This is a genomic window from Slackia heliotrinireducens DSM 20476, from assembly GCF_000023885.1.
Lineage (GTDB): Bacteria > Actinomycetota > Coriobacteriia > Coriobacteriales > Eggerthellaceae > Slackia > Slackia heliotrinireducens.
This window is the reverse complement of record NC_013165.1, coordinates 1430245-1449560: the sequence shown is the minus strand read 5'-3', so window position 1 is coordinate 1449560 and position 19316 is coordinate 1430245. Positions and strand designations below refer to the sequence as shown.

Sequence of the window (19316 nt, the reverse complement as noted above, 5' to 3'; positions counted from 1 at the left end):
ACGTGCGACCCACGCGCATTGTTCATGCAAGGGGGGGCGATTCTTAAAAGCGTGCTTAACCTGCCGAACACCTGGACCCTCGCGGTGTAAGCAATGCAGCGCGAAGCTGAAACGCCGCCCTCTACCACTTCGGAAGCATGGATGAGGTAGGATACGCACCTTTTTTGCATCAGCCGGAGGCTTTGGACGTTCCGGCACGGCCGTTTTCCAGGTTCAGGCCTCGGCCCAAGGCCGATCCGGCCCCGTTTACCCGTCCGAACACCGTCGTCGATATAGAAAAGGCGCCTATCCTACCTCATCGGGGTTCGCACAGTGGTAATCAAGGCTGTGGTTGTTCGGCACAGTCCGATGATTCACTGCTCGAAAGCTCGCGCGTTGACGCATCGGCCAACCCAAACCCACACCTCATCAGTCGGCGGGCTTAATAGCAAATGTGCATCGAAAGCTGCTCGGGAACGAGCACAACTGGATCAAACTGCAGTTGGGAGACCCTGCTCTGTTGCGCGATTGCGTCAATCAGCAAATCGCAGTCTGTTCGAGGCTGGTCATTGCCCAGCTGAGTATGCTTGGCGCGTAGCAGCCGTGCATTCTTCATCGCCTGAGGCAAGAGCGGATAGAGGATATCCATGTCGGGATGCTTGTTGTCTTCGCTATATTTGGGCAGATAACCGCTATCCCTCAACTCCTTTATAAGCTTGCCAACAGAATCGTACGACGCAGTAGTGTATCCGAAATGCAACCGCAACCAGAATTCGAAACTGGGATCGCTTATTGCAAGGTAAACCCTGTTGTCCTTGGCCTTCTGCACAACAGCAGACAAATCATGCGGACGGCCTTCGGTATCAAAAACAGCCCACCACTGGTCAATCAAGGCATCGTTGCCTCGTTTAGCCAATCGTGCATTTTGCTTCTTTGCTGACACAAGCTCATCAACGATGCCTTTGGGGTCGGTGTTACAGGCCTTTTTAATTATGACCAGTTCCTTAGGGAGACCCAACCTGGCGCATATTCCCTTAAGGTATTCAATCTCTGTGGCTTCTCCTTCTGTAAGGATATAGATCCTGTCCTTCGGAGGACGGTTGCCTGGCTTTCTCCTCAAATCCCGCTTACCCACGCAAATCACTCCATATCGAAACCATCGCATCTGCCGAAGCATTCAGGAATAACGGGGATAGCGGAGTATCTGCCATTCAGATACCCGGCAATCACGGTCTCTTCCTTACGGGGACTGAAGTCTGATAGCGGGTATAGTGCGGTGGCCCCCTCCTTATCCTTCTCCGTAAACCAGATTTGATCGCGCCTCAACAATCCATTCTCTAACAGACACGGGTTATGCGCGGTGAATATGAGCTGAGCCCCATTCGGGTTGCTTTCGGGGTGCAAGAACGTCCTAATCACCTCAGTCACGAGGACAGGATGAAGAGATGCGTCAACTTCATCGACGAACAAGGTCGATCCGCTCTCCAATGCCTGTGCGATATGGCCGCTGAGTCCGAAAAGCTGCTTCGTTCCGTCGGATTCATCCTCCATTTCGAGTTTCATCTTTTTTCCTGCGTTCTCGTGTTGGAAGACAACCGTCTTCACGACGTCGTCAATCCCGCCTTGCACGGGAGAGATATGCTCCAGAATCGCACGCATTTCCTCTGGCATGGGGCGCCTTTCAACCTCGGCGCGATATATTCCGACATCAGCCTGGCGCATCATGTTTTGAATGAACCGGCGCATGCCCTCTGTGCCGCGTTCTCCGCTAACAATCTCACCAGAGAATGGGAAGTCGTTTAGACTCTCGGGGGCCCGCGAATACATATCCAAACCGTTGATGAACCAGTCGACAACGGGAGCAACGCGCTTATAGCTTTCCGCATTCGGGAAGTTTGCAAGAAGAGAAAGCAGCAGCATGTTGTCGTTGAGGAAAGGTTTCACGGCCGCGGGCACCTTAAGATAGCCAGACCCCTTGATATTCGTAGCACCGTCTTCCATTGCACGCCTGAACCATGTTTGCCTGTGCCCCTTGGGATACGCACAAAGCTCCTCTTCTATAATGGCATTTTCCGTGTATGCAAAGCTGTACTCATATCGTATTGAATCCATGCCGGATGTGAACACCACAGTAAAGCGTGTGGGCTCGTCAAGCATTTCGGGATCCAACCTAAACGGGGCATGGTTGAACGCAGTGCTAGCCATATACGAAGCGGAGTTGAGCACGATGTCTTTCATCGTGGCAAGAGCCCGCCATATTGCGGTCTTTCCCGATGCGTTCGGCCCGAAAATAGCTGCCGACCGAAGGAAGCGGAGGCCGGACAATCCAGGCAACTCTGCATCGATGAGCTGTTCGGATGACTCCTTGTAATAGTTCACCGCGGTCATTTGCAGAACTACTGGGTATTTTATGGAACGGTAATTCTCGACCTCAAAGCTGATTAGCATTGCATACCTCCTTCGACAATCATCATAGTAAACCATTTTTTGCTATATTGCTGCAATTTTCGGCTTAGTTTTCAATTCTTCCAATCAATCGGCTTTTCACCCCAATTGCCATTTTGACATTCACAACCAAGTCGGAAGACGAAACGCCGCCCTCTACCACTTCAGAAGTATGGATGAGGTAGGATACGCACCTTTTTTGCATCAGCCGGAGGCTTTGGGGGCTCCGGCACGGCCGTTTTCCAGGTTCAGGCCTCGGCCCAAGGCCGATCCGGCCCCGTTTACCCGTCCGAACAACGTCGGCGATATAGAAAAGGCGCCTATCCTACCTCATCGGGGTTCGCACAGTGGTAGAACCGCCTCGGCCAACCCACCTCCGCCCATGAATGAACCATAGGCGCCACCAAAGCATCCCGCAGTCGCCCCTAGTACACGAGCGATACCGTCTCCCCCGGCTCCCACGTGACCACCATATCCATGAAGTCGTTTGCCAGGACCTGCTCCTCGTAGGTGCCGTCCACTAGTACCCGCATCAGTTCCTCCAGATAGAACCCCTCCTGCTGGGGCTTGGGCAGCTGCAGGATCTCGTCAAAGCTCAGGGGTGTGAGCATCGCCAGAAAGTCAACGTGCTCTTTGTCCAGAATCAGTATCCGATAGTGCTCCCCGTCCGGAAAACCGTCGGATTCCAGGGGCCAGCCATCTTCGGACCACCGCATCATGCCCATCCTTTCACGGTCGCAGGCCTAATCCCAGTACCCAATGATCTCTATGACATCGTCGTCGTTGCCGCGCGCGTCGTATTTGCCGTCGTATTCCCTTTCGGAAATGAAGGAAAGAATTGCTGGAAGGTTTATGCGGTGCGCCTTCACCACGGTCTCCCAACCGCCACACTCAAAGGTCTTGCTGATGCAAAGCTCTTCGGGGACGCTGTCAAGCAGCTTTCGCGCCCGGCTCCTGTAAGACGTGGAAACGGGCCTTCCAACGGCCGGATCCTTGAGAATGATCTCGACCGGCGTGGAGCTGAAATCGTCAGGAACCTGAATGCCAAACATAGTTTCCTCCATCATGCCAATACCGCCTTTCAGAACGTGAATGGCCTTGCCTGGACGCAGCGATGCCGCGAACCAGTGCGAATCCTCTAAAGTTGTGGGTTATGGAAAATATCTTGGCTGAAGTGCCGTTATCGCCATGAGCATCGCCCGAGCGTCGATTCGACTAAGCATTTTTTACCAACAAGGCAAACGGAAGAAATGCATCGGATGCCCTAATTGGACATGCTCAACGGCGTGGCGACGGTGCTGTGCATCGTGGGTTTCGTGCTCGATGGCGCGGAGCGAATTGTCATGCGGCGAAAGAGACATAGAAACAGCCGGCATAAAGTCGACCGTTAAACCTTGGCCAACAGGCAACCACGACTTGGACTCGAAAACCGGCGGGCACCGTCGACTTGCTGCATGTTAGCACTTGCCATGGAGAATGCGCGTTATCAAGCCTGGATATCACCGTAACCCCCACCGTGTCAAAACACGGCGTTACGACTCGTAATGCTAGCACCATTCGAAAAGGCCAACGCTAGGGCGCTCAATCCTTGTCGCTTTCTGATGGCTTCTTCACGATAGCCGCCTTCAGATCCTCGCGAAGGGTGTAGTAGCGACCGGCTTCACAATCGGCGCGCGACGCCTTCAACGCTTCGGCCATCGAGGCCGCCTTTTTGTCCCGCCGCACAACCAAACCGGGGCCAAAGGAAGACGTGCCCTTTGGCTCCGGTTTTTTTGCTGCCGCCGCTATGCGTGGATGCGGGTACCGCTTTTGCCAGCTATGGCGTCGGCGGCCTTGTCCAAGCTGCCGATGATGCACACGCGGCCCGATCGGCTCTTCGCGAACTTCACGCCCGCCATCACTTTGGGTTCCATGCTGCCCTTGCCAAACTGGCCTTCCGCAATATAGCGTTCGGCGTCCTCGACTGACAGGTCCTCCAGGTCAATCTGGTCAGGCTTTCCGAAGTTGAGAGCCACGTGGTCGACTGCCGTCAGCAGAATGAGCACGTCGGCCAGGCAGTCCTCCGCCAGGAGCTCACCGCCCAGATCCTTGTCGATAACAGCTGCCACACCCTTGTACGCGCCCTTATCGCTGAAGTCGCGCACCACCGGGACGCCACCGCCGCCCGAGCAAACCACGATGAACTCGTCATTCAGCAGGTTTAGAATACTGGGTGCTTCCACAATCTTGCGCGGTATGGGGCTCGCGACCACGCGGCGCCAGCCACGTCCCGAATCCTCAACGAACTTCTGGTCGGGATGCTTGGCCATTTCCTCTTCGGCCTGATCCTTAGTCAAAAACGCACCGATGGGCTTGGTAGGATTCCGAAATGCCGGATCCTCGGAATCCACCTCGGTCTGGGTGATGACGCTTGCCACGTGCCAGCGCTTATACGCTTTATGCAGCGCCACACCGATAGCCTGTTGCAGATGGTATCCGATGTAGCCCTGGCTCATGGCTCCACACTCGGGCAGGTCCATCATGGGAATGCCGTCGTTTACTTGGTGCGCATAGGTGAACGCTTTCTGAATCATGCCCACCTGCGGCCCGTTGCCATGCGTGATGATAATCTCGTTGCCCTGGCCGATCAGATCCAACAGCTTCGGGCCCACCTCACGCACACGCTGAATCTGTTCCTCGGGTGTGTCGCCCAATGCGTTACCGCCCAGCGCAATGACCACGCGTTTGTCGGAATTAATGCGAACTGACATTGCTGCCTCCTCTTGACTTTGCCTGCATTCGGTAAAGTCCTGTTTGACACCGGCAAAAACCGGCATGATTGTTTGCGTGATAGTACGTTTGATATCGAATAGGACGCGTGCAATACGCGTATTGCCAAGCGATGCGGCCGGCATCACTTACCCAACAGCCAGCTGCATCATATGGCAGCAAGCGTTACGCCATCACGAAGCCGCCTATGATAAGACACACCAGCGTAAGCCCGATGGCCATGCCCAGGTACGGCAAGGTGGCAAAGTAGTTTTCCATGAGGTCGTTCTTTACCGAAGTGGCGATGAGCATGTTGCCGTCGGAGAAGAAGCATACCTGCGTGCCCATGGTGCATCCGCACAAGATGGCGCCCATGGTCAGCATCATCGGTGCGCTCATGGCCGCAGCCAGCGGCAGAAGAATCGGCGTGACGATGGTGGACGTGCCCCAGAACGACCCGGTTGCGAAGGTGATGAAGCCCACCGCAACGAAGACGATGGCTGGGAACAGCGCAGGCAGCGGGAACCCGGCGGCAACGTCGATGACCCACTGCGTGAGGCCCATAGCGCCCGACGTGCCAGCCACCATGAACGCCGCCATAAGACAGATGAGCGTGGGGATCATGTCCGCGAAGCCTTCGTAGAGTTTCTCGGTCCACTCGGCGATAGTCATCTTCTTGCGGATGAGGTACTGCACCAGGCACACGGCCAAAGCCACCACGACACCGACCAGAATGTCCTGCACGAACGTAACGACGATCAGCGCCAGCATGGGAATCGCGAAGTCGATGAGCTTGCCCTCCCCGTGGCTGTCCGCAGGCGCCTGAGCTGCAGCTTCCAACTCAGCCTCGGCTTTCTCCACGGACTCGGCCATGGTCGGCCTTGCGGCGATGCCCAAAGCCTCGGCGTCCTCCTGGTTGATTTCCGCCGACTTCTCGCACCACGGCGTTCCGCCGTCCTCGACGCGCTTGTAGGCCTTCTTCATGGGCCCGATGGGAGGGATGATTCCCAGCGCGAACAGGAAGGTGATGAGAACCATGGTGATGGAGAAGAAGTTATAGGGAATGAAGTGCATGAACAGGTCGATGCTGCTGCTAAAGTTCATGGCCTGCACCTCGGCCTGCTGTTGGAACAGGGCGATGTAGAACGCTGCCCACGTGGAGAACGGCAGAAGCATGCACACTGGGGTGCCGGTTGCGCCGGTGATGAACGCCAGCGATTCGCGCGGCATCTTCAGCTTGTCGTTCACGGGACGCATGCAGTTGCCAACCGTGAGCATGTTCAGATAGTCGTCCACGAAGATGACCACGCCCAGGATGAACGTGACAACGCGGGTGGTGCGGCGGGTCTTGCAGAACTTCGTTGCCCACGCCGAGAAGCCTTCGGTCCCGCGCGCGGCCGTGAGCAGCGCAATCAAGCTTCCGAACAGGCCGCACACTGCAATGATCCAAACGTTGTCGGCAATGGTGGTCTGCAGCATGTTCGTCCACTCGGGCAGAAAGCCGCCGCCGTACATGATGATGCACCCGATGAGCGAACCCATCAGCAGACATTCGAATGGACGTCGCGTAATAAGGGAGCCGATAATGGCGATGAGTACAGGCAACACCGACAAAGCGCCAAGTTCCATGTGCTCCTCCTTGTTTTCTCTTGCCGCCCCACATGATGAAGCGGAAATGACATGTGTACGGGCTGCAGCAGATGCGGCCCGGTTCTTTACTTGTCCTGAAAGCCGGCCTCGGCAGCCTGCGCCGCTTGCGATTCACGCTTAACCTTGCCCGATACCAGGAAACCCCAAACCAACGTCACACCTATAACCGCAAGGTTCATGAACGAGAACGGCGCATACGCAATGGCCGAAACGCCCAGGAGCCCAGCGCAGTAGATGCCGCATGTGTTCCAAGGGATGAGCGGGCTCGAAACTGCGCCACCGCCCAGAAGCGAGTTCGAAAGCAGCGTGCGGTCGTAGCCGCGCTTGTCGTACTCGTCGGAGAACATCTGGCCCGGTACGGAAATTCCCAGATACTGATCGGGCAGAATGAGGTTGCTTGCCACCGTGAAGGCCTCGGACACGCCGTTGAGAGGGCCGAACGAATGGATTTTCGAAACAATGGGACGGATAATCGCTTCCATTTGACCCGTGCTCTTCATAAGGCCGCCGAAAGCCATTGCCACGATGATGATGGAAATGGTGTTCATCATCGACGCCAGGCCGCCCGCTGAAAGCAGTGTGTCAAGAAGCTCGGTGCCAGTGTTCAAGACGTAGCCGTTCTGGGCAATGTCGATAAGGCTGCCCACCGAAACGCCTTGCAGCGGAATGCCGATGACCACGCCGGTCAACGCCCCTGCAAGCATGGCGGGGATAGCGGGCACCTTCAGCAGTATGCACGCGACCATGACCACCATTGGGATCAGCGTAATGGGCGAGACTTTAAAGGCATTGGAAATTCCGTCCATAAGCTGGTCCGCACCTTCCGCGGAACCGCCCGTTCCGCCCATAATGAAGCCAACAACGAGGTACATGACCTCAGCGATTACGAAGCTAGCCAGCGCCAGCACCATCATGCGCTTCACCACATCGAACACATTGCGGCCAACCACTGCAGCCGTCAGGTTCGTTGCATCCGACAGCGGAGAAATGATCTCGCCCAAATACGAGCCCGAAATGACGGAGCCCGCAACCATGGGAGCCGGCAGCCCCAGGGCGATGCCGATGCCCATCAGCGCGATGCCGATGGTTCCGACAGTCCCCCACGAACCGATGGCGAACGCCACAATGGTGCAGATGAGCATGGACGCCGGCAGGAAGAACTTCGCGTTGATGATCATGAGGCCGTAGTAGATCATAGAGGGCACCGTGCCCGCCGCAATCCACACGCCCACCAAAACGCCGATCAGCAGCAGGATGAGGATGGCCTCCAGCGACTGCGTGATGCCGTCGATCATCCCCTCCAGAATCTCGTCCCAGCTGTAGCCGATGCGCAGGGCCACGATACCTGCCACCAGCGAGCCCATGATCAGCGGAATCTGAGGTTCGGCGTCGAACGCGATGATGCCGCCGAACATGAACGCCACCATGGCAACGACGCTGATGAGCGCATGCACGAACTTCGTCTCGCGCTCCTCCTTCACTGCTTCTTCCACAATTCCGCTCCTTTACATCCGTTTCGGCGCCCCTGCGACCGCTTCGTCGCGTGCAGAAGGAACCGGCGTTTCGGCTCTTAGGGTTCTCGTTGGTTATGGGAAAGGGCCTCGGCATCATCTGGCAACGACGTCGGCCCTTTCTGGCGATCCAGTCGGACGGTTCGGTGCTAGGCGAGCTTGCCCAGGACAGCGTCGATGCGGGCCTGGCAGTCAGCCACGACGTCGGGGTTGTACTGCTTCTTGGCCTCGGCCTGCTTGAACAGGTACACTAGGATGGCGCGGATGGAGTGCTTGCGGTTGTCCGCCTCGACCCAGCACAGGCTGCGTTCGGAGTCCGCCACCTCGTCCGTGACTTCCTCGCCGCGGGTGCAGGGCAGGCAGTGCATGAACTTGCTGTTGGGGCCGGCCGCGTTCATGAGGTCCATGTTCACCTGGTACTTGGGATAGAAGATGTCCATATAGGAACCACCTTCGACCTCAGCGTCGTACAGGCCGTACCACACGTCGGTGTACACGAAGTCGGCGCCTTTGATGGACTCGATATCGTCGGACACGGTGACGGAACCGCCGCTGACCTTGCAGTTCTCCTGAGCGATGGCAACCACGTCGATGTCGGTATCCACCTGCAGGCCGCCGTCGGTGACCTGATGGCCCTTAGGCCCGAAGTGCACGAAATCCATGCCCATGATGGAGCAGATGAACATCAGCGACACGCACACCTGGGTAGCGTCGCCGATGAAGGCGACCTTGCAGTCCTCGATGCTCTTGCCTTCAGGCAGGTTTTCAACCATGGTCAGTAGGTCGCCGACCTCCTGCGTGGGATGGTTGTACTCGCTCATGCCGTTGATGACCGGAGCAGGGGAATACTGGGCCAGGCTCTGCACGTCGGCGTGACGGTTCACGCGGGCCATAACGATGTCGCACAGGGTGCCGATAACGCGGGCGGAGTCCTCGAGCGACTCATGACCGCCCTTACCCAGCTGGATGGAGCCAGGGCCGAAGAACTGCGCATGGCCGCCCAGGTCGGTCATGGCGGCCTCGAACGAGATGCGCGTACGGGTGGACACCTGCTGGAAGATCATGCCCAACGTCTTGTTCTTCATGAGCTGCGGATACTCCCCGCCTTCCTTGATCATCTTCTTCATGGCCAAGGCGAGCTCGATGATGTCGAGAATCTCCTCTTTGGTGAAGTCGTTAGTGTCGATGAAGTCCTTGCAAGCCATACTGGTTACTTCCTTTCGTAACTCTGGGGAGCGCCTTTCGCCCCGCCGTTGACCCGATGAGGAAGAGGGCTTCATCGCACCGACAGCATTGTTGGTAGGGGTTCGGTACGACTGCCCCGCTTCACTGCGCACCATGCCACGGCGTGGATGTAGTTGAAAAGAAAGAAGCAGGATTATTTTGCTAGACAGGTTGCATAAACCAAGTTAAACCAGGCTATGACCTGGCATTATATTGAGCGCGTAAACTAGGAGGCATTTTCGTGGGTTTAGCACACGAGCTTTTATTTATACTTTGTCGCAAGAGATCCACTTCAACGACCAATAGCGTATCGATTGCGAGGTGGGCGTTTTGAGCTTGGCATTTTATTGCTACACCCTTCTTATACTTACGGCGTGCATGATGGCGGCATCGGTCTGCGCCTCCGCGTTTCTTGTCACGCGTCGTTCGACCCTTATGATCGGCGCAGCCATGTTTTTGCTCTACATGTTCAAGCTCGCCATCATCTTCGAAGCCGAGCACCTATCGCAGAACATCGCGTTCAATTGGAACTATTTCTACAGCATCACGCACCCATTGCTGCACACGGTGTTCAGCGCCGGATTCCTCACGTGCCTTTGGCTCATCATCTGCAGCGAGCTTGACGAAAAGCGCCCTGGCGTCCTGGCTGTACCCACCATCGTGTTCTTCGGCGCCCGCATGTTGTGCGTGGTTGCAATGAGCGACGGCCCTTGGAAGCAATGGACGTTCTATTCGCTGCATCAAGTTTATTTGCTATGGATTGCTGGGTTCGCTGGCGTGCGGTACTGGCGCACGGAGGAAAAGCAGGCGCGCATCCACTTGCTGCGCTACAAGAAATGGTATGTCGCATTCTGTGTGATCAGCATCCTTATTCTTCTGGAAGACACGATGAACATCCTGGTTATAAGCCCGAGTCTTTTCACCGAAGAGTTTTCTCTGTATTTGAGCGAACGCAACTTCTTCGACAACGTACTCATCGTCTTCCTGGGCGCTTTCGCCGTTCTGTCCTCGAGCAAAACGTTGGCGCTACGCTTCGAAAGGCCACCTTCGCGCGAGGAAGATTCCGTTCAGAGGCATATCGACGACCTTCTGCCGCTGTATGCGAGCCAGCACGGCCTTTCCAACCGCGAGGCGGAAGTGCTACGGCTGTTGCTTTTGGGCAAAGACAACCAGAACATCGCCAACGAGCTCACGCTGGCGCTGGGCACCATCAAAGCACATGTCCACAACATCCTGAAAAAGACCGGCCAGCCCGACCGCGAAAGCCTGAAACGCCATTTCTGGAGAGACTAAAAGGCGACCGCATCCAGCAATCGGAATAGCACCGACGTGCTTTTCGAAACACGGCGTAAAGTTCTCTCTACTCGACCCACAAAGCATCAGACTCTTAGTGATATTTCCAACCGCGCATTCTCCGAACAGCATTCGACTCGCCAACAACTCTATCCACTATGCCACCGCAAACCTTATCCAAACTATCTGGAAACAGCGTGGCTTCCGTGATACCCATTATTTTCAAGCTGCATAGCATGTTTTTCTTCGATTCTGCCGGCACTCGAAGCCTCGCAAAAACGAGTTTGCCGTCGTCCTTGCAAATCGGTTTAATTCTGTTCTCGAACACTGGGATTTCACCTTCACCCCACCATGAATCGCCGACGACATTCGGAAACAGAATATAACGCCCCGACTGAGCACTTTGCCTCTGCGACTCAACAGCACCGCGCACATGAATTAGCTTTTCACAACACTCGTGAATCCAGCCTTCTTTTCAAGCGTCATCAAAAAGCTTATCTTCAAGCCTGGGTCGCTGATACCGGAAGTAATCCAGTCCAATCATCCTGTCGTAAAAAGTAGACAATGGCGTTTGTTGACAATCTAGTAGATTGTAGGAATCGGCGATTGCTTCATATATCGGACTATTCCGTTCGTATGTGTCGTTGGTTTTAAAGATGACGATCTCACCATCAGCATCTTGGTTGTCTTTACAGGCAAAGAATAGAGCAGCCAGCGGATTCTCTGTCACATCGAGCAGGCGCGTTGGAACCCCGAAATGTTGGAGAAGCGCAAGCAGGTCGATTGGACCAAGCGTACTTTTAAACAGATTGGGCAAACTCCGCCTGGAGGCATAAATCAAGTCAGCTTCGTAGGATAACAGGCTGTCATATCCCTCGGGTGTGCCACCACGTGCAATTGACGGAATCAGTTCGTAAGAATCCTTGGAATGCCCCCTGAACAACAATACGGGATTCGGAAGCCTGTCGCTTCGAGACAATTCCCCAACAGAATGTTCCATCCATCTCACATACTCAGATAGAGAATCGACATCCGATTTGGGCACCTCCCGACATTTCTCATCATGTTCGTTTTGCCCCACAACCTGAGCCTTAACCCCAGACTGCACGCCATCTTCGCTGCCAATTTGCGTGTTTAAGTTCCCCATACCCATTCCCTTCATGCAACATCTTTTCGAAATAATACTAAGATCAAACCTTATCCTTTGATGTCCCATATTTGTCACATTTATTGAAAAACAATTCAGGAAATAATCTAATCAAAGCCCCCACAACTCCGAGTTCGGATATAATCGTCAGCTCGGCGGTGTTCGCTCATGCCGGGTTTGCCTTCCCAAACGAAGGGAGGTGAACTATGAATGACCTTATTGGACATGCTCAACGGCGTGGCCGCGGTGCTGTGCATCGTGGGTTTCGTGCTCGACGGCGCGGAGCGAATTGTCATGCGGCGAAAGAGACATAAAAACGGCCGGCATTAAGCCGACCGTTAATCCTTAGCCAACAGGCAACCCGGCTTGGCCCAGAAAACCGGCGGGCACCGTCGACTACATATATGTTATCACATACCATGCTGCAAATATGACATCGGACTTTAGAAAACGTCCGATGCATAGCAGCCCAGACTCTGGATGCAGGCGTAGTTCGCAAAGGCCAACGCCAGGGTGTTTAACCCTTGTCGCTTTCTGAACGCTTCTTCAAGATAGCTGCATTCTCAATCAATGAAGCAAAGCTCCTTTCGCGGTTTGCGGATCATCCGCTTGGCTTTCCGTCTTGCAGCATCGTTGTTCCAGGCATGCAGGTCGGTTTCGCTCATGCCCGCTGCCGGTACGGGGCGATTTAATTCTCGCCTTCGTCGACCCTGGTCTTGTGCACCATGCTCATCGACACCTTGTCGATACAGAATCGGTCCATGTCGACGATGGCGAATGTGACCTCAGTCTGTGCACCGGACACCGTAACGGTACCTTCAATGGTGGCTGTATCCCCTCTTCGGGAATGCGGCCGAAGACCTCAAAGAACAGACCGCCCACCGTGTCGCTGTCCTCCAACGCCACGGGTTCGAACCCGATGATGTCAATCAGCTCGTTGACGGGAACGCCGCCGTCAATCAGATAGGTGCCATCGGCCAACCGCTTGATTTCCTCGCTGTCATCGTGGAAGCACTCGTCGTCAATGGGGCCGACCACCTGCTCCATGATGTCGGCCATCGTGACCACGCCAGCCATACCGCCGTGCTCGTCGATAACGACCGCCATCTTCGAGCGCTCCGTCTGCAGCAACTGAAGAAGCTTGGCGGCAGGCATCGTCTCAGGAGCCGCAACCACAGGACGAATGGGCAGTTCGTTGAGCTCGGTGTCGCGAGGCAGCAGGTAGAGGTCCTTCACATGCACGAATCCAACGATGCTGTCTTTGTCGCCGCGGCATACCGGATAGCGGGTGAATTTGTGTTTCGAAACCTGCATCAGGCTTTCTTCGATGGTGTCCTCCAAGTCGAGGCATACGATGCTGGTCCGCGGTGTCATGATGGATGCAGCATCCCTGCTGCCCAAATCGAAGATGTTGTCCACGAATTCATTTTGGTCAGGATCGATTAACCCCGCTCGGTGCTTTCGTCGATCAGGATCTGAACCTCTTCCCCGGTATAAGCCTCATAATCGGAATTCGGGTCGTGCCCCGCCAGCTTCACGACGGCGTTTGTCAACGTGTTGAACACGAACATGATGGGATACGTGAGTCGGTAGAACCACACGAGCAAGGTTACCGTCGACAGAGCGTATCGTTCCGTTGAGAAGATGGCGAAAGACTTCGGGATAAGCTCGCCCACCACCACGTGCAGCGAGGTCATGACGAGGTAGCCCGCCGCAACGGAGATGGCCGATACCGTGACTCCTTCGATTCCCGGCGACGCAAGCAAAGGACGGAAGACTGCCGAAAACGCCGGTTCACCCAGCCAACCCAACGCCAAACTTGCCAGCGTAACACCAAGCTAACAGGCCGACAGATACCCGTTTATGTTCTCCTGAACCACCTTGGCGTTCTTCGCACCTCGAGCGCCGCGCTCAAGCGCCATGTCCACCTGAGACCGGTGAATGCGGACAAGCGAGAATTCCGCAATCACGAAGAATGCGTTCATCGCCAGAAATACCACCACTAAAGCCAAACTTATCGCTATTGACATGCGTTTATTCCTCTCATGAATAGTTCTGCGTTTTATATGCTAGTGTACATAGGAGTGCATCCCTTTAGGAAAACTATATGTAAAATGATGTCCGCCCGTTGGACGGATAGCAAACGTATCGGCACATGCACTGCGCACCCGACGTCATCTGTCGACCTGCCGCAAAATGAATCGATGTGCAGGCGGTCATCTTGGGGAGTGATACGGAAAGCGCGAAACGGGTGCTACTCAAACGGCACAATACTCAAGAGCGCATTTCACTGGTTCTGAATCACTCGTTTCGCTGTTTCGGGACCACCCAATTCGCGAACTGGCCATCATGGTATGCACTGGTGAAAAGATTTTACCTCGGCCAATCGCCTTATTTAAATATAATGAGAAGTCAAATCCCTACAGCTAAAACTGCAGAACCCAGAGAGCAGGAACCATCACGCATGAAGCCCGAAGAGAAAAAGAAGAATAACGAAAAGGACGTGTTGGAAACCGCACTTAAACTCGCTCGCAAACGTGGAGGTGAATCCAGGAGAAACATCGATAGGATTATGGGCACAATCACTTGCAGCGAGTCGCCCGACTTCATAATCGAATGCGATAAGCCATTCAAGGGGAAACATGTAACAGTGGCCATGGAGCATTTCAGGGTCGACCACTTTAGCGAAACCAACGTGAAATCAGGACACCAAGATTCCTTAGCCAAAATCGAGCAGAACAGAGCAAATAAGATCCAGCAGTCTTGGAAGCCGGAATCGCTCGAAGAAGATATACCTGATGATATTCTTCAATCAGTCGGATACAGTTTAGCGAAATGCATCGAAGCAAGGCATAAAGCCACATATGAGAGCTACATTAAGTCCTTTTCCAATGGGCTCGCAAAACACGCTTCAAAGCTTAGCAACTACGACAAGAACCCCCACTTAACAAGCTCTGACAGCAAGCCCGTAAAGCATTCTCTGCTCGTCGAGCTCCATTCGGACTTTTCTGATTGCCTTGCCCATATAGGCCCGAATTGTCGAAGACCAATTCCTGGTGAGTTACTTATATTTGACGACATGGTCGACGAGTTGAACCTGCTTGCAGGAAAGGTCGACTACGTTTTACTCGTCTCGTATCCTGCATTGATGGGCGATGCGGTTGACGCTGTAGCTATCCGCCCCAACTGCCTGAAGAAAGGTTTGGCCAGAACAAAGCAACGTATTATAAAATACATTGGGGAGAACGAGACGAGATCCACCTACGGTCGCGAACAGGTATCCTCCACGGTAAGCGTATCAGGCGACAGTATTAAGTTCTTATTCGAGTGCACCAACGAAGGAATATCAATTGCCGAACATATAACAGCAGTCATAAACATGCTCCCACTTGCAATTAAGGCATCTAAAAACGGGCAAAGCTTCGTCACCACAATCGCAATTCAATTGTTTCTCGATCTCTTTGAGGGCCTGCTACCTGACAAAAGGGCCATTACTCCGCACGACATTGGATGGGCCTGCAGTTATTTGGGAAAAGAAGAAGTCGACCGCAGAATCAAACAATTCGAGAAGAAATGGTTACAGAACCGAAATCAAAAGCAATAAAGGTCTAGCCAGCCTTAGTGGCGCCAGTTTTAATTAGCCACCCATAAGCGAAACTACAATCCTGGAATCGATTCATCCAATACAGCCGTTGCGACCCAGTCGGTCTCGAGCTGGTATATGCCAATACGCCAGCGAAAAAGTAGGTCCACGAATGACGGCGATCGCAATGTCCAGCCAAAGATTATAGACAAGCCACAAAAGACATAGCCCGCGATTCGGGCGATTCCCTCACACGCCGGGTAGCGGTACCAGAATCGGATTACCCGCGGTACCGTTCTTTTGCTGACTTACGGTACTAGGCCAGGTGATTGGCGGCACCGCGGGAGGTTACTACTCACCTGGAAACCGGGCTCCGTACATCGGCGAAGCATGAAACGCCTATCGACGCCTCGTGGAATTGCTATCGGCTATGCGTACTGTACGCATCATATCGCAGACGAGGAAATCGACGCATCGCCTTACGGATCGCTGTTCGAGCTTACGGTGATCATGTCGCACGACTACCATGGTTACGGCTCGTTTGCCACCGCATACGACGACGTGACCGTAGTCCTCCACATCGCCTATCCGGAGGCATTAAACGACGGAGAGCCGGGGACGTACCGCGCATTTTAAGGATGTCGACGGCTCGAAACGGGCGCCAGCGCCCGTAACGGGTGCCGTTACAGCCATAAATAACCAATCAGTGAGTTTTTCACAATCGCTCCTTTCAAAGAGACTAAGGATTCCTTCACACACATGAAGAATGTTGCGAGCGTCTTAGCAAATCTAGTTAGCGAGCTTCGCGACATCACCGGAACTATTCAGGGTTGCAATGAGTTCTTGTTTGTTTACTTTACAATGCACTCCCCCAACAGCCTCAACATTAAAATGACCGCTGCTATCAGAACTCAAAAAGAATAGCGGAGACGTATTCAGCAACCGTAATCTGCACTTACATGATTCTAAAGAGACTTTACTACTTGCAATCGGCTCCGAGCTACACAACTATAATTATGCAATAAGGCTTTTTAAAATGATTATTACGCCGTGGATGACTCACCGTTCCACAAGCGGCTGGTACACTGTTCCGCAACTCGGTGATACGTGCCACTGAGACGCCCCGCAAGGGGCGTCTACTTTTCTAGAATCTTGGATACGGCACATAGGGCGCCGCGGCCATGAGAAAAAAGGAAGACACGTGGTCAGTCAAGCATCGTGAGATCCTCATGTCGTTAGTATTGCGACGTCTGAGTAACACCCGATTCACGCTTTCCGTATCACCCGCCCGAGCTGACTGACAATTCGCGCAATCCGTAGCACCTGTTTCACGGGCGAGTACCGCCGTGCAGCCTCCGCACAATCTTTACGCCATATAACCGATTGTACGGAAGGATCTTACACCATGGCGAGAAAGACAAGGCTGAAGCCGATAATGGAGCTCCGTGAGCAGGGACCGTCGAGGATGCTGGCGCCAGGTTGAATTAGCCATTCCAGAGTCAAGACGTAATCGCCAGAATCGAGTCAACCTAAAACAGCCATTGCGATCCGTCGGTCATGTGCTGGCGTACGCCAATACGCCAGCGGATAAAGAGGCAATGAATGAAAGCGAGCGCAAGTGCTTGCGGGAAATTATAGACAGGCCATAAAGGGCAAAGCCCGCGAATCAGGCGATTCCCTATGGTATAGGTAGCATGAATCTGTCCGAGTTCTCGCGAAGAACCCCTTTCTGATCCGACGCCTCTGGAAGAGCATCGCAAATTTGCGCCGTTCACGTCCGGGCTACTCGCCGCTCGGTCTGGATGTCCGTTTTTGGCGGAACATTGTCCGCTTCGTTTCGAAAAAACCAGGGCTCGCATCGGTGCGCACCGACAGTTTATGGAACGGCACACCGACGCGCCGTGGAATTATGCGCCGATTATCGTGCTGCATTCATGTTGAATTGCTATAGGTCATGCATGCCGTACGTAGCTGCGCCGCAACGCATTGGCCCGTGCGATCCCAGCGCGGAACGCCGTACCAGTCCGATATGGAACCGTCACCAAAACCAACCCAGTCGGCAACAGCCATTCGAAAACCTCAACAGACCTCCAACTAGGCAGCTAATATATTGCAACCATGGAATCGGACTGAGGACTAAAAAAATCCATGCTCAGCAACGCAGGTATCAACTATTGAGAAGCGCGCGAGCCTTGATTCAACCCGCACGCTTCCAGACAGGTGGAGATAAGATAATCTACCAGCTTATCGACCAATCGCCATCCGCATGAACAATAAAAAACGACCCGCTTTCATTCCAGACCACTGTGCCTTCATAGGGGCCAATTTCGTTCACGAGAAGATCGAAGTCGTCCATTCCAATAGCCCAAACAGAGAAATTACTTTCTCCAGAGTGACTAAAATGCACCTTAGAAATAGACGCTTCATCGATATAGACAACATCATCTCCGTGGAATACTGATCCGTTTTCTGCCTTCTCCATATCCGTAAGTGGCGCAAAACAAATATCCCAATTTCCATCAGCATGTATTTCCAGCATGTTCGTCTCTTCAAAGTTCATATATGAAGTCACGGTACCTTCGTATGGGCCAATCGTGTTCACAAGCAAGTCGACGCTCTCGCCGGAATCTGTATAGCTCTCCACAACAAAGTTACTGGATCCATCATGCCTTATGCTCATAATACAGGGAGAAGGTACGCAAGGCACATCGACCACATCATCGCCCGAGCCCGATGCATTAGTCGGCTCAAACTGCCCCAGGCTTTGAAGGGCTTCAATGAAGTCATCGTTGCTCTCTGCCGTTGTCATGTCGAAATCCGAATCGAACTCGGTATCTGCCTTCGATGGCAAGCTGCACAGCCCTTCATCCACTTGCGAACTATCGAACCTTATTTGTTTAAACATTTCATTACGAAGTCCGATATTGGCAGAGCCAACGTACCTGCCGTGTAGATAAAACCTTGTTGCAAACCCAAGGCCATTATCCGCATAGCCAATCAGATATGATGAATAGGAATTCATGATAGGATTATACGCGGACATAACACGATACGTGCAGTCATCAATACGCCATTCACCCTCATCATAAAAAGTGTCACCATAATCTATAAACTCACTAGTATAGAGAGCGAAAGTGGCGGTATCTTTCGTTTCGCCGCGAGCATACGTTTCGGTGATTAGCGTGCCTGAACCATCGATGGACGATTCAGACTCGGGAATTATTCTGTACGTCATTTCGTGAGGCTGTATATCTAATTCAGAATCATAAGTAGAATGCTCCCACTTGCTGCACAGAGGCACTGTGACACCATTGAAGGTATCCACCGTGTCCAATTTGGAGTCATCGACACGCTCGCCTTCCGATTCAAACTCAATTGCATTAGCTATGTCTATCTCAGAATCCGCTGCCGAGTTATCAGACGACTTTAAAGATGGTGGCTCCTGGACGTTCCCCGATGCGCCCGACGAAACGCCTTCAGACGAAGCACAGCCAACTAAAGACAGTCCAAACAATACCACTATCGCAACAACAATTAGCTTCCTGATGTTCATCTTTCCCCCCGTTATCTCCTAGAAACTCAACCCAATTACTAATCGACCGTAGAAACAAATCAACATTCAAGCGATACATGGCTACAAATCAAGCACAACGAGCGACAAGGTCAATCTCAACGTAAGCGATATATACAGCTATACGGTTGCCATTCAGATGCCGCAAACCTTTTCATAACTAAC

Annotated in this window: 14 protein-coding genes and 1 pseudogene; 3 read left to right on the top strand and 12 right to left on the bottom strand. The window is 53.5% G+C overall.

All coding sequences use genetic code 11. The features are described 5' to 3' along the window. Nucleotides 1–421 precede the first annotated feature (421 nt). From SHEL_RS06185 to ptcA, 8 genes are all read right to left on the bottom strand, one after another. On the bottom strand, nucleotides 422–1114 hold the full coding sequence (locus SHEL_RS06185; RefSeq protein WP_169304508.1) for an RloB family protein: 693 nt from the start codon (nucleotides 1112–1114) through the stop codon (nucleotides 422–424). 5 nt (nucleotides 1115–1119) lie between these two features. Next, nucleotides 1120–2427 carry an AAA family ATPase gene (locus SHEL_RS06180; protein WP_012798390.1) on the bottom strand — a complete coding sequence of 436 codons (1308 nt, stop codon included), beginning with the start codon at nucleotides 2425–2427 and terminating at the stop codon, nucleotides 1120–1122. A gap of 422 nt (nucleotides 2428–2849) precedes the next feature. After that, nucleotides 2850–3143 carry a hypothetical protein gene (locus SHEL_RS06175; RefSeq protein WP_012798389.1) on the bottom strand — a complete coding sequence of 98 codons (294 nt, stop codon included), beginning with the start codon at nucleotides 3141–3143 and terminating at the stop codon, nucleotides 2850–2852. Between the two features lie 24 nt (nucleotides 3144–3167). Next, nucleotides 3168–3476 (bottom strand): hypothetical protein, encoded by a 309-nt coding sequence (locus SHEL_RS06170; protein WP_126513763.1) that lies wholly within the window; start codon nucleotides 3474–3476, stop codon nucleotides 3168–3170. 732 nt (nucleotides 3477–4208) lie between these two features. Beyond that, entirely contained in the window at nucleotides 4209–5174 is a 966-nt protein-coding gene (gene arcC, locus SHEL_RS06165; protein WP_012798386.1) for a carbamate kinase, read from the bottom strand. Nucleotides 5175–5358: 184 nt separating this feature from the next. Continuing rightward, complete coding sequence (locus SHEL_RS06160; protein WP_012798385.1) at nucleotides 5359–6801, bottom strand: Na+/H+ antiporter NhaC family protein; 1443 nt, start codon at nucleotides 6799–6801, stop codon at nucleotides 5359–5361. A gap of 86 nt (nucleotides 6802–6887) precedes the next feature. Next, on the bottom strand, nucleotides 6888–8315 hold the full coding sequence (nhaC, locus tag SHEL_RS06155) for a Na+/H+ antiporter NhaC (protein ID WP_012798384.1): 1428 nt from the start codon (nucleotides 8313–8315) through the stop codon (nucleotides 6888–6890). A gap of 167 nt (nucleotides 8316–8482) precedes the next feature. Then, on the bottom strand, nucleotides 8483–9538 hold the full coding sequence (gene ptcA, locus SHEL_RS06150; protein ID WP_012798383.1) for a putrescine carbamoyltransferase: 1056 nt from the start codon (nucleotides 9536–9538) through the stop codon (nucleotides 8483–8485). A 349-nt stretch (nucleotides 9539–9887) separates the two neighbouring features. Here ptcA and SHEL_RS06145 point away from each other — a divergent pair, with 349 nt between their 5' ends. Then, entirely contained in the window at nucleotides 9888–10850 is a 963-nt protein-coding gene (locus tag SHEL_RS06145) for a helix-turn-helix transcriptional regulator (RefSeq protein ID WP_012798382.1), read from the top strand. A 475-nt stretch (nucleotides 10851–11325) separates the two neighbouring features. Here SHEL_RS06145 and SHEL_RS06135 read toward each other — a convergent pair whose 3' ends face one another. The 3 genes and pseudogenes from SHEL_RS06135 to SHEL_RS15595 form a co-directional block, all read right to left on the bottom strand. Then, on the bottom strand, nucleotides 11326–12012 hold the full coding sequence (locus tag SHEL_RS06135) for an FRG domain-containing protein (RefSeq protein ID WP_012798380.1): 687 nt from the start codon (nucleotides 12010–12012) through the stop codon (nucleotides 11326–11328). A gap of 714 nt (nucleotides 12013–12726) precedes the next feature. After that, nucleotides 12727–13416, bottom strand: a complete 690-nt coding sequence (locus tag SHEL_RS15600; protein WP_232001637.1) for a hemolysin family protein — start codon at nucleotides 13414–13416, stop codon at nucleotides 12727–12729. Nucleotides 13417–13439: 23 nt separating this feature from the next. After that, nucleotides 13440–13982, bottom strand: a pseudogene (locus SHEL_RS15595) (CNNM domain-containing protein). 479 nt (nucleotides 13983–14461) lie between these two features. On the opposite strand from SHEL_RS15595, the gene SHEL_RS06120 reads away from it, so the two are divergent. Together SHEL_RS06120 and SHEL_RS06115 are read left to right on the top strand one after the other, a co-directional pair. Then, the gene (locus SHEL_RS06120; RefSeq protein ID WP_012798378.1) at nucleotides 14462–15601 is read left to right on the top strand and encodes a hypothetical protein; all 1140 of its coding nucleotides are present in this window, start codon (nucleotides 14462–14464) and stop codon (nucleotides 15599–15601) included. Nucleotides 15602–15970: 369 nt separating this feature from the next. Continuing rightward, complete coding sequence (locus SHEL_RS06115; protein ID WP_012798377.1) at nucleotides 15971–16216, top strand: hypothetical protein; 246 nt, start codon at nucleotides 15971–15973, stop codon at nucleotides 16214–16216. A gap of 1600 nt (nucleotides 16217–17816) precedes the next feature. Here the strand turns inward: SHEL_RS06115 and SHEL_RS14305 are convergent. Beyond that, entirely contained in the window at nucleotides 17817–19133 is a 1317-nt protein-coding gene (locus SHEL_RS14305) for a hypothetical protein (RefSeq protein ID WP_012798375.1), read from the bottom strand. Between the last annotated feature and the right edge of the window lie 183 nt (nucleotides 19134–19316).

Excerpts from the sequence above, each read along its gene's own strand:
- SHEL_RS06180 (WP_012798390.1), bottom strand. The coding sequence starts at position 2,427 with ATGCTAATCAGCTTTGAGGTCGAGAATTACCGTTCCATAAAATACCCA.
- SHEL_RS06175 (WP_012798389.1), bottom strand. The coding sequence starts at position 3,143 with ATGATGCGGTGGTCCGAAGATGGCTGGCCCCTGGAATCCGACGGTTTT.
- SHEL_RS06170 (WP_126513763.1), bottom strand. The coding sequence starts at position 3,476 with ATGTTTGGCATTCAGGTTCCTGACGATTTCAGCTCCACGCCGGTCGAG.
- arcC (WP_012798386.1), bottom strand. The coding sequence starts at position 5,174 with ATGTCAGTTCGCATTAATTCCGACAAACGCGTGGTCATTGCGCTGGGC.
- SHEL_RS06160 (WP_012798385.1), bottom strand. The coding sequence starts at position 6,801 with ATGGAACTTGGCGCTTTGTCGGTGTTGCCTGTACTCATCGCCATTATC.
- ptcA (WP_012798383.1), bottom strand. The coding sequence starts at position 9,538 with ATGGCTTGCAAGGACTTCATCGACACTAACGACTTCACCAAAGAGGAG.
- SHEL_RS06135 (WP_012798380.1), bottom strand. The coding sequence starts at position 12,012 with ATGAAGGGAATGGGTATGGGGAACTTAAACACGCAAATTGGCAGCGAA.
- SHEL_RS06120 (WP_012798378.1), top strand. The coding sequence starts at position 14,462 with ATGAAGCCCGAAGAGAAAAAGAAGAATAACGAAAAGGACGTGTTGGAA.
- SHEL_RS06115 (WP_012798377.1), top strand. The coding sequence starts at position 15,971 with ATGAAACGCCTATCGACGCCTCGTGGAATTGCTATCGGCTATGCGTAC.
- SHEL_RS14305 (WP_012798375.1), bottom strand. The coding sequence starts at position 19,133 with ATGAACATCAGGAAGCTAATTGTTGTTGCGATAGTGGTATTGTTTGGA.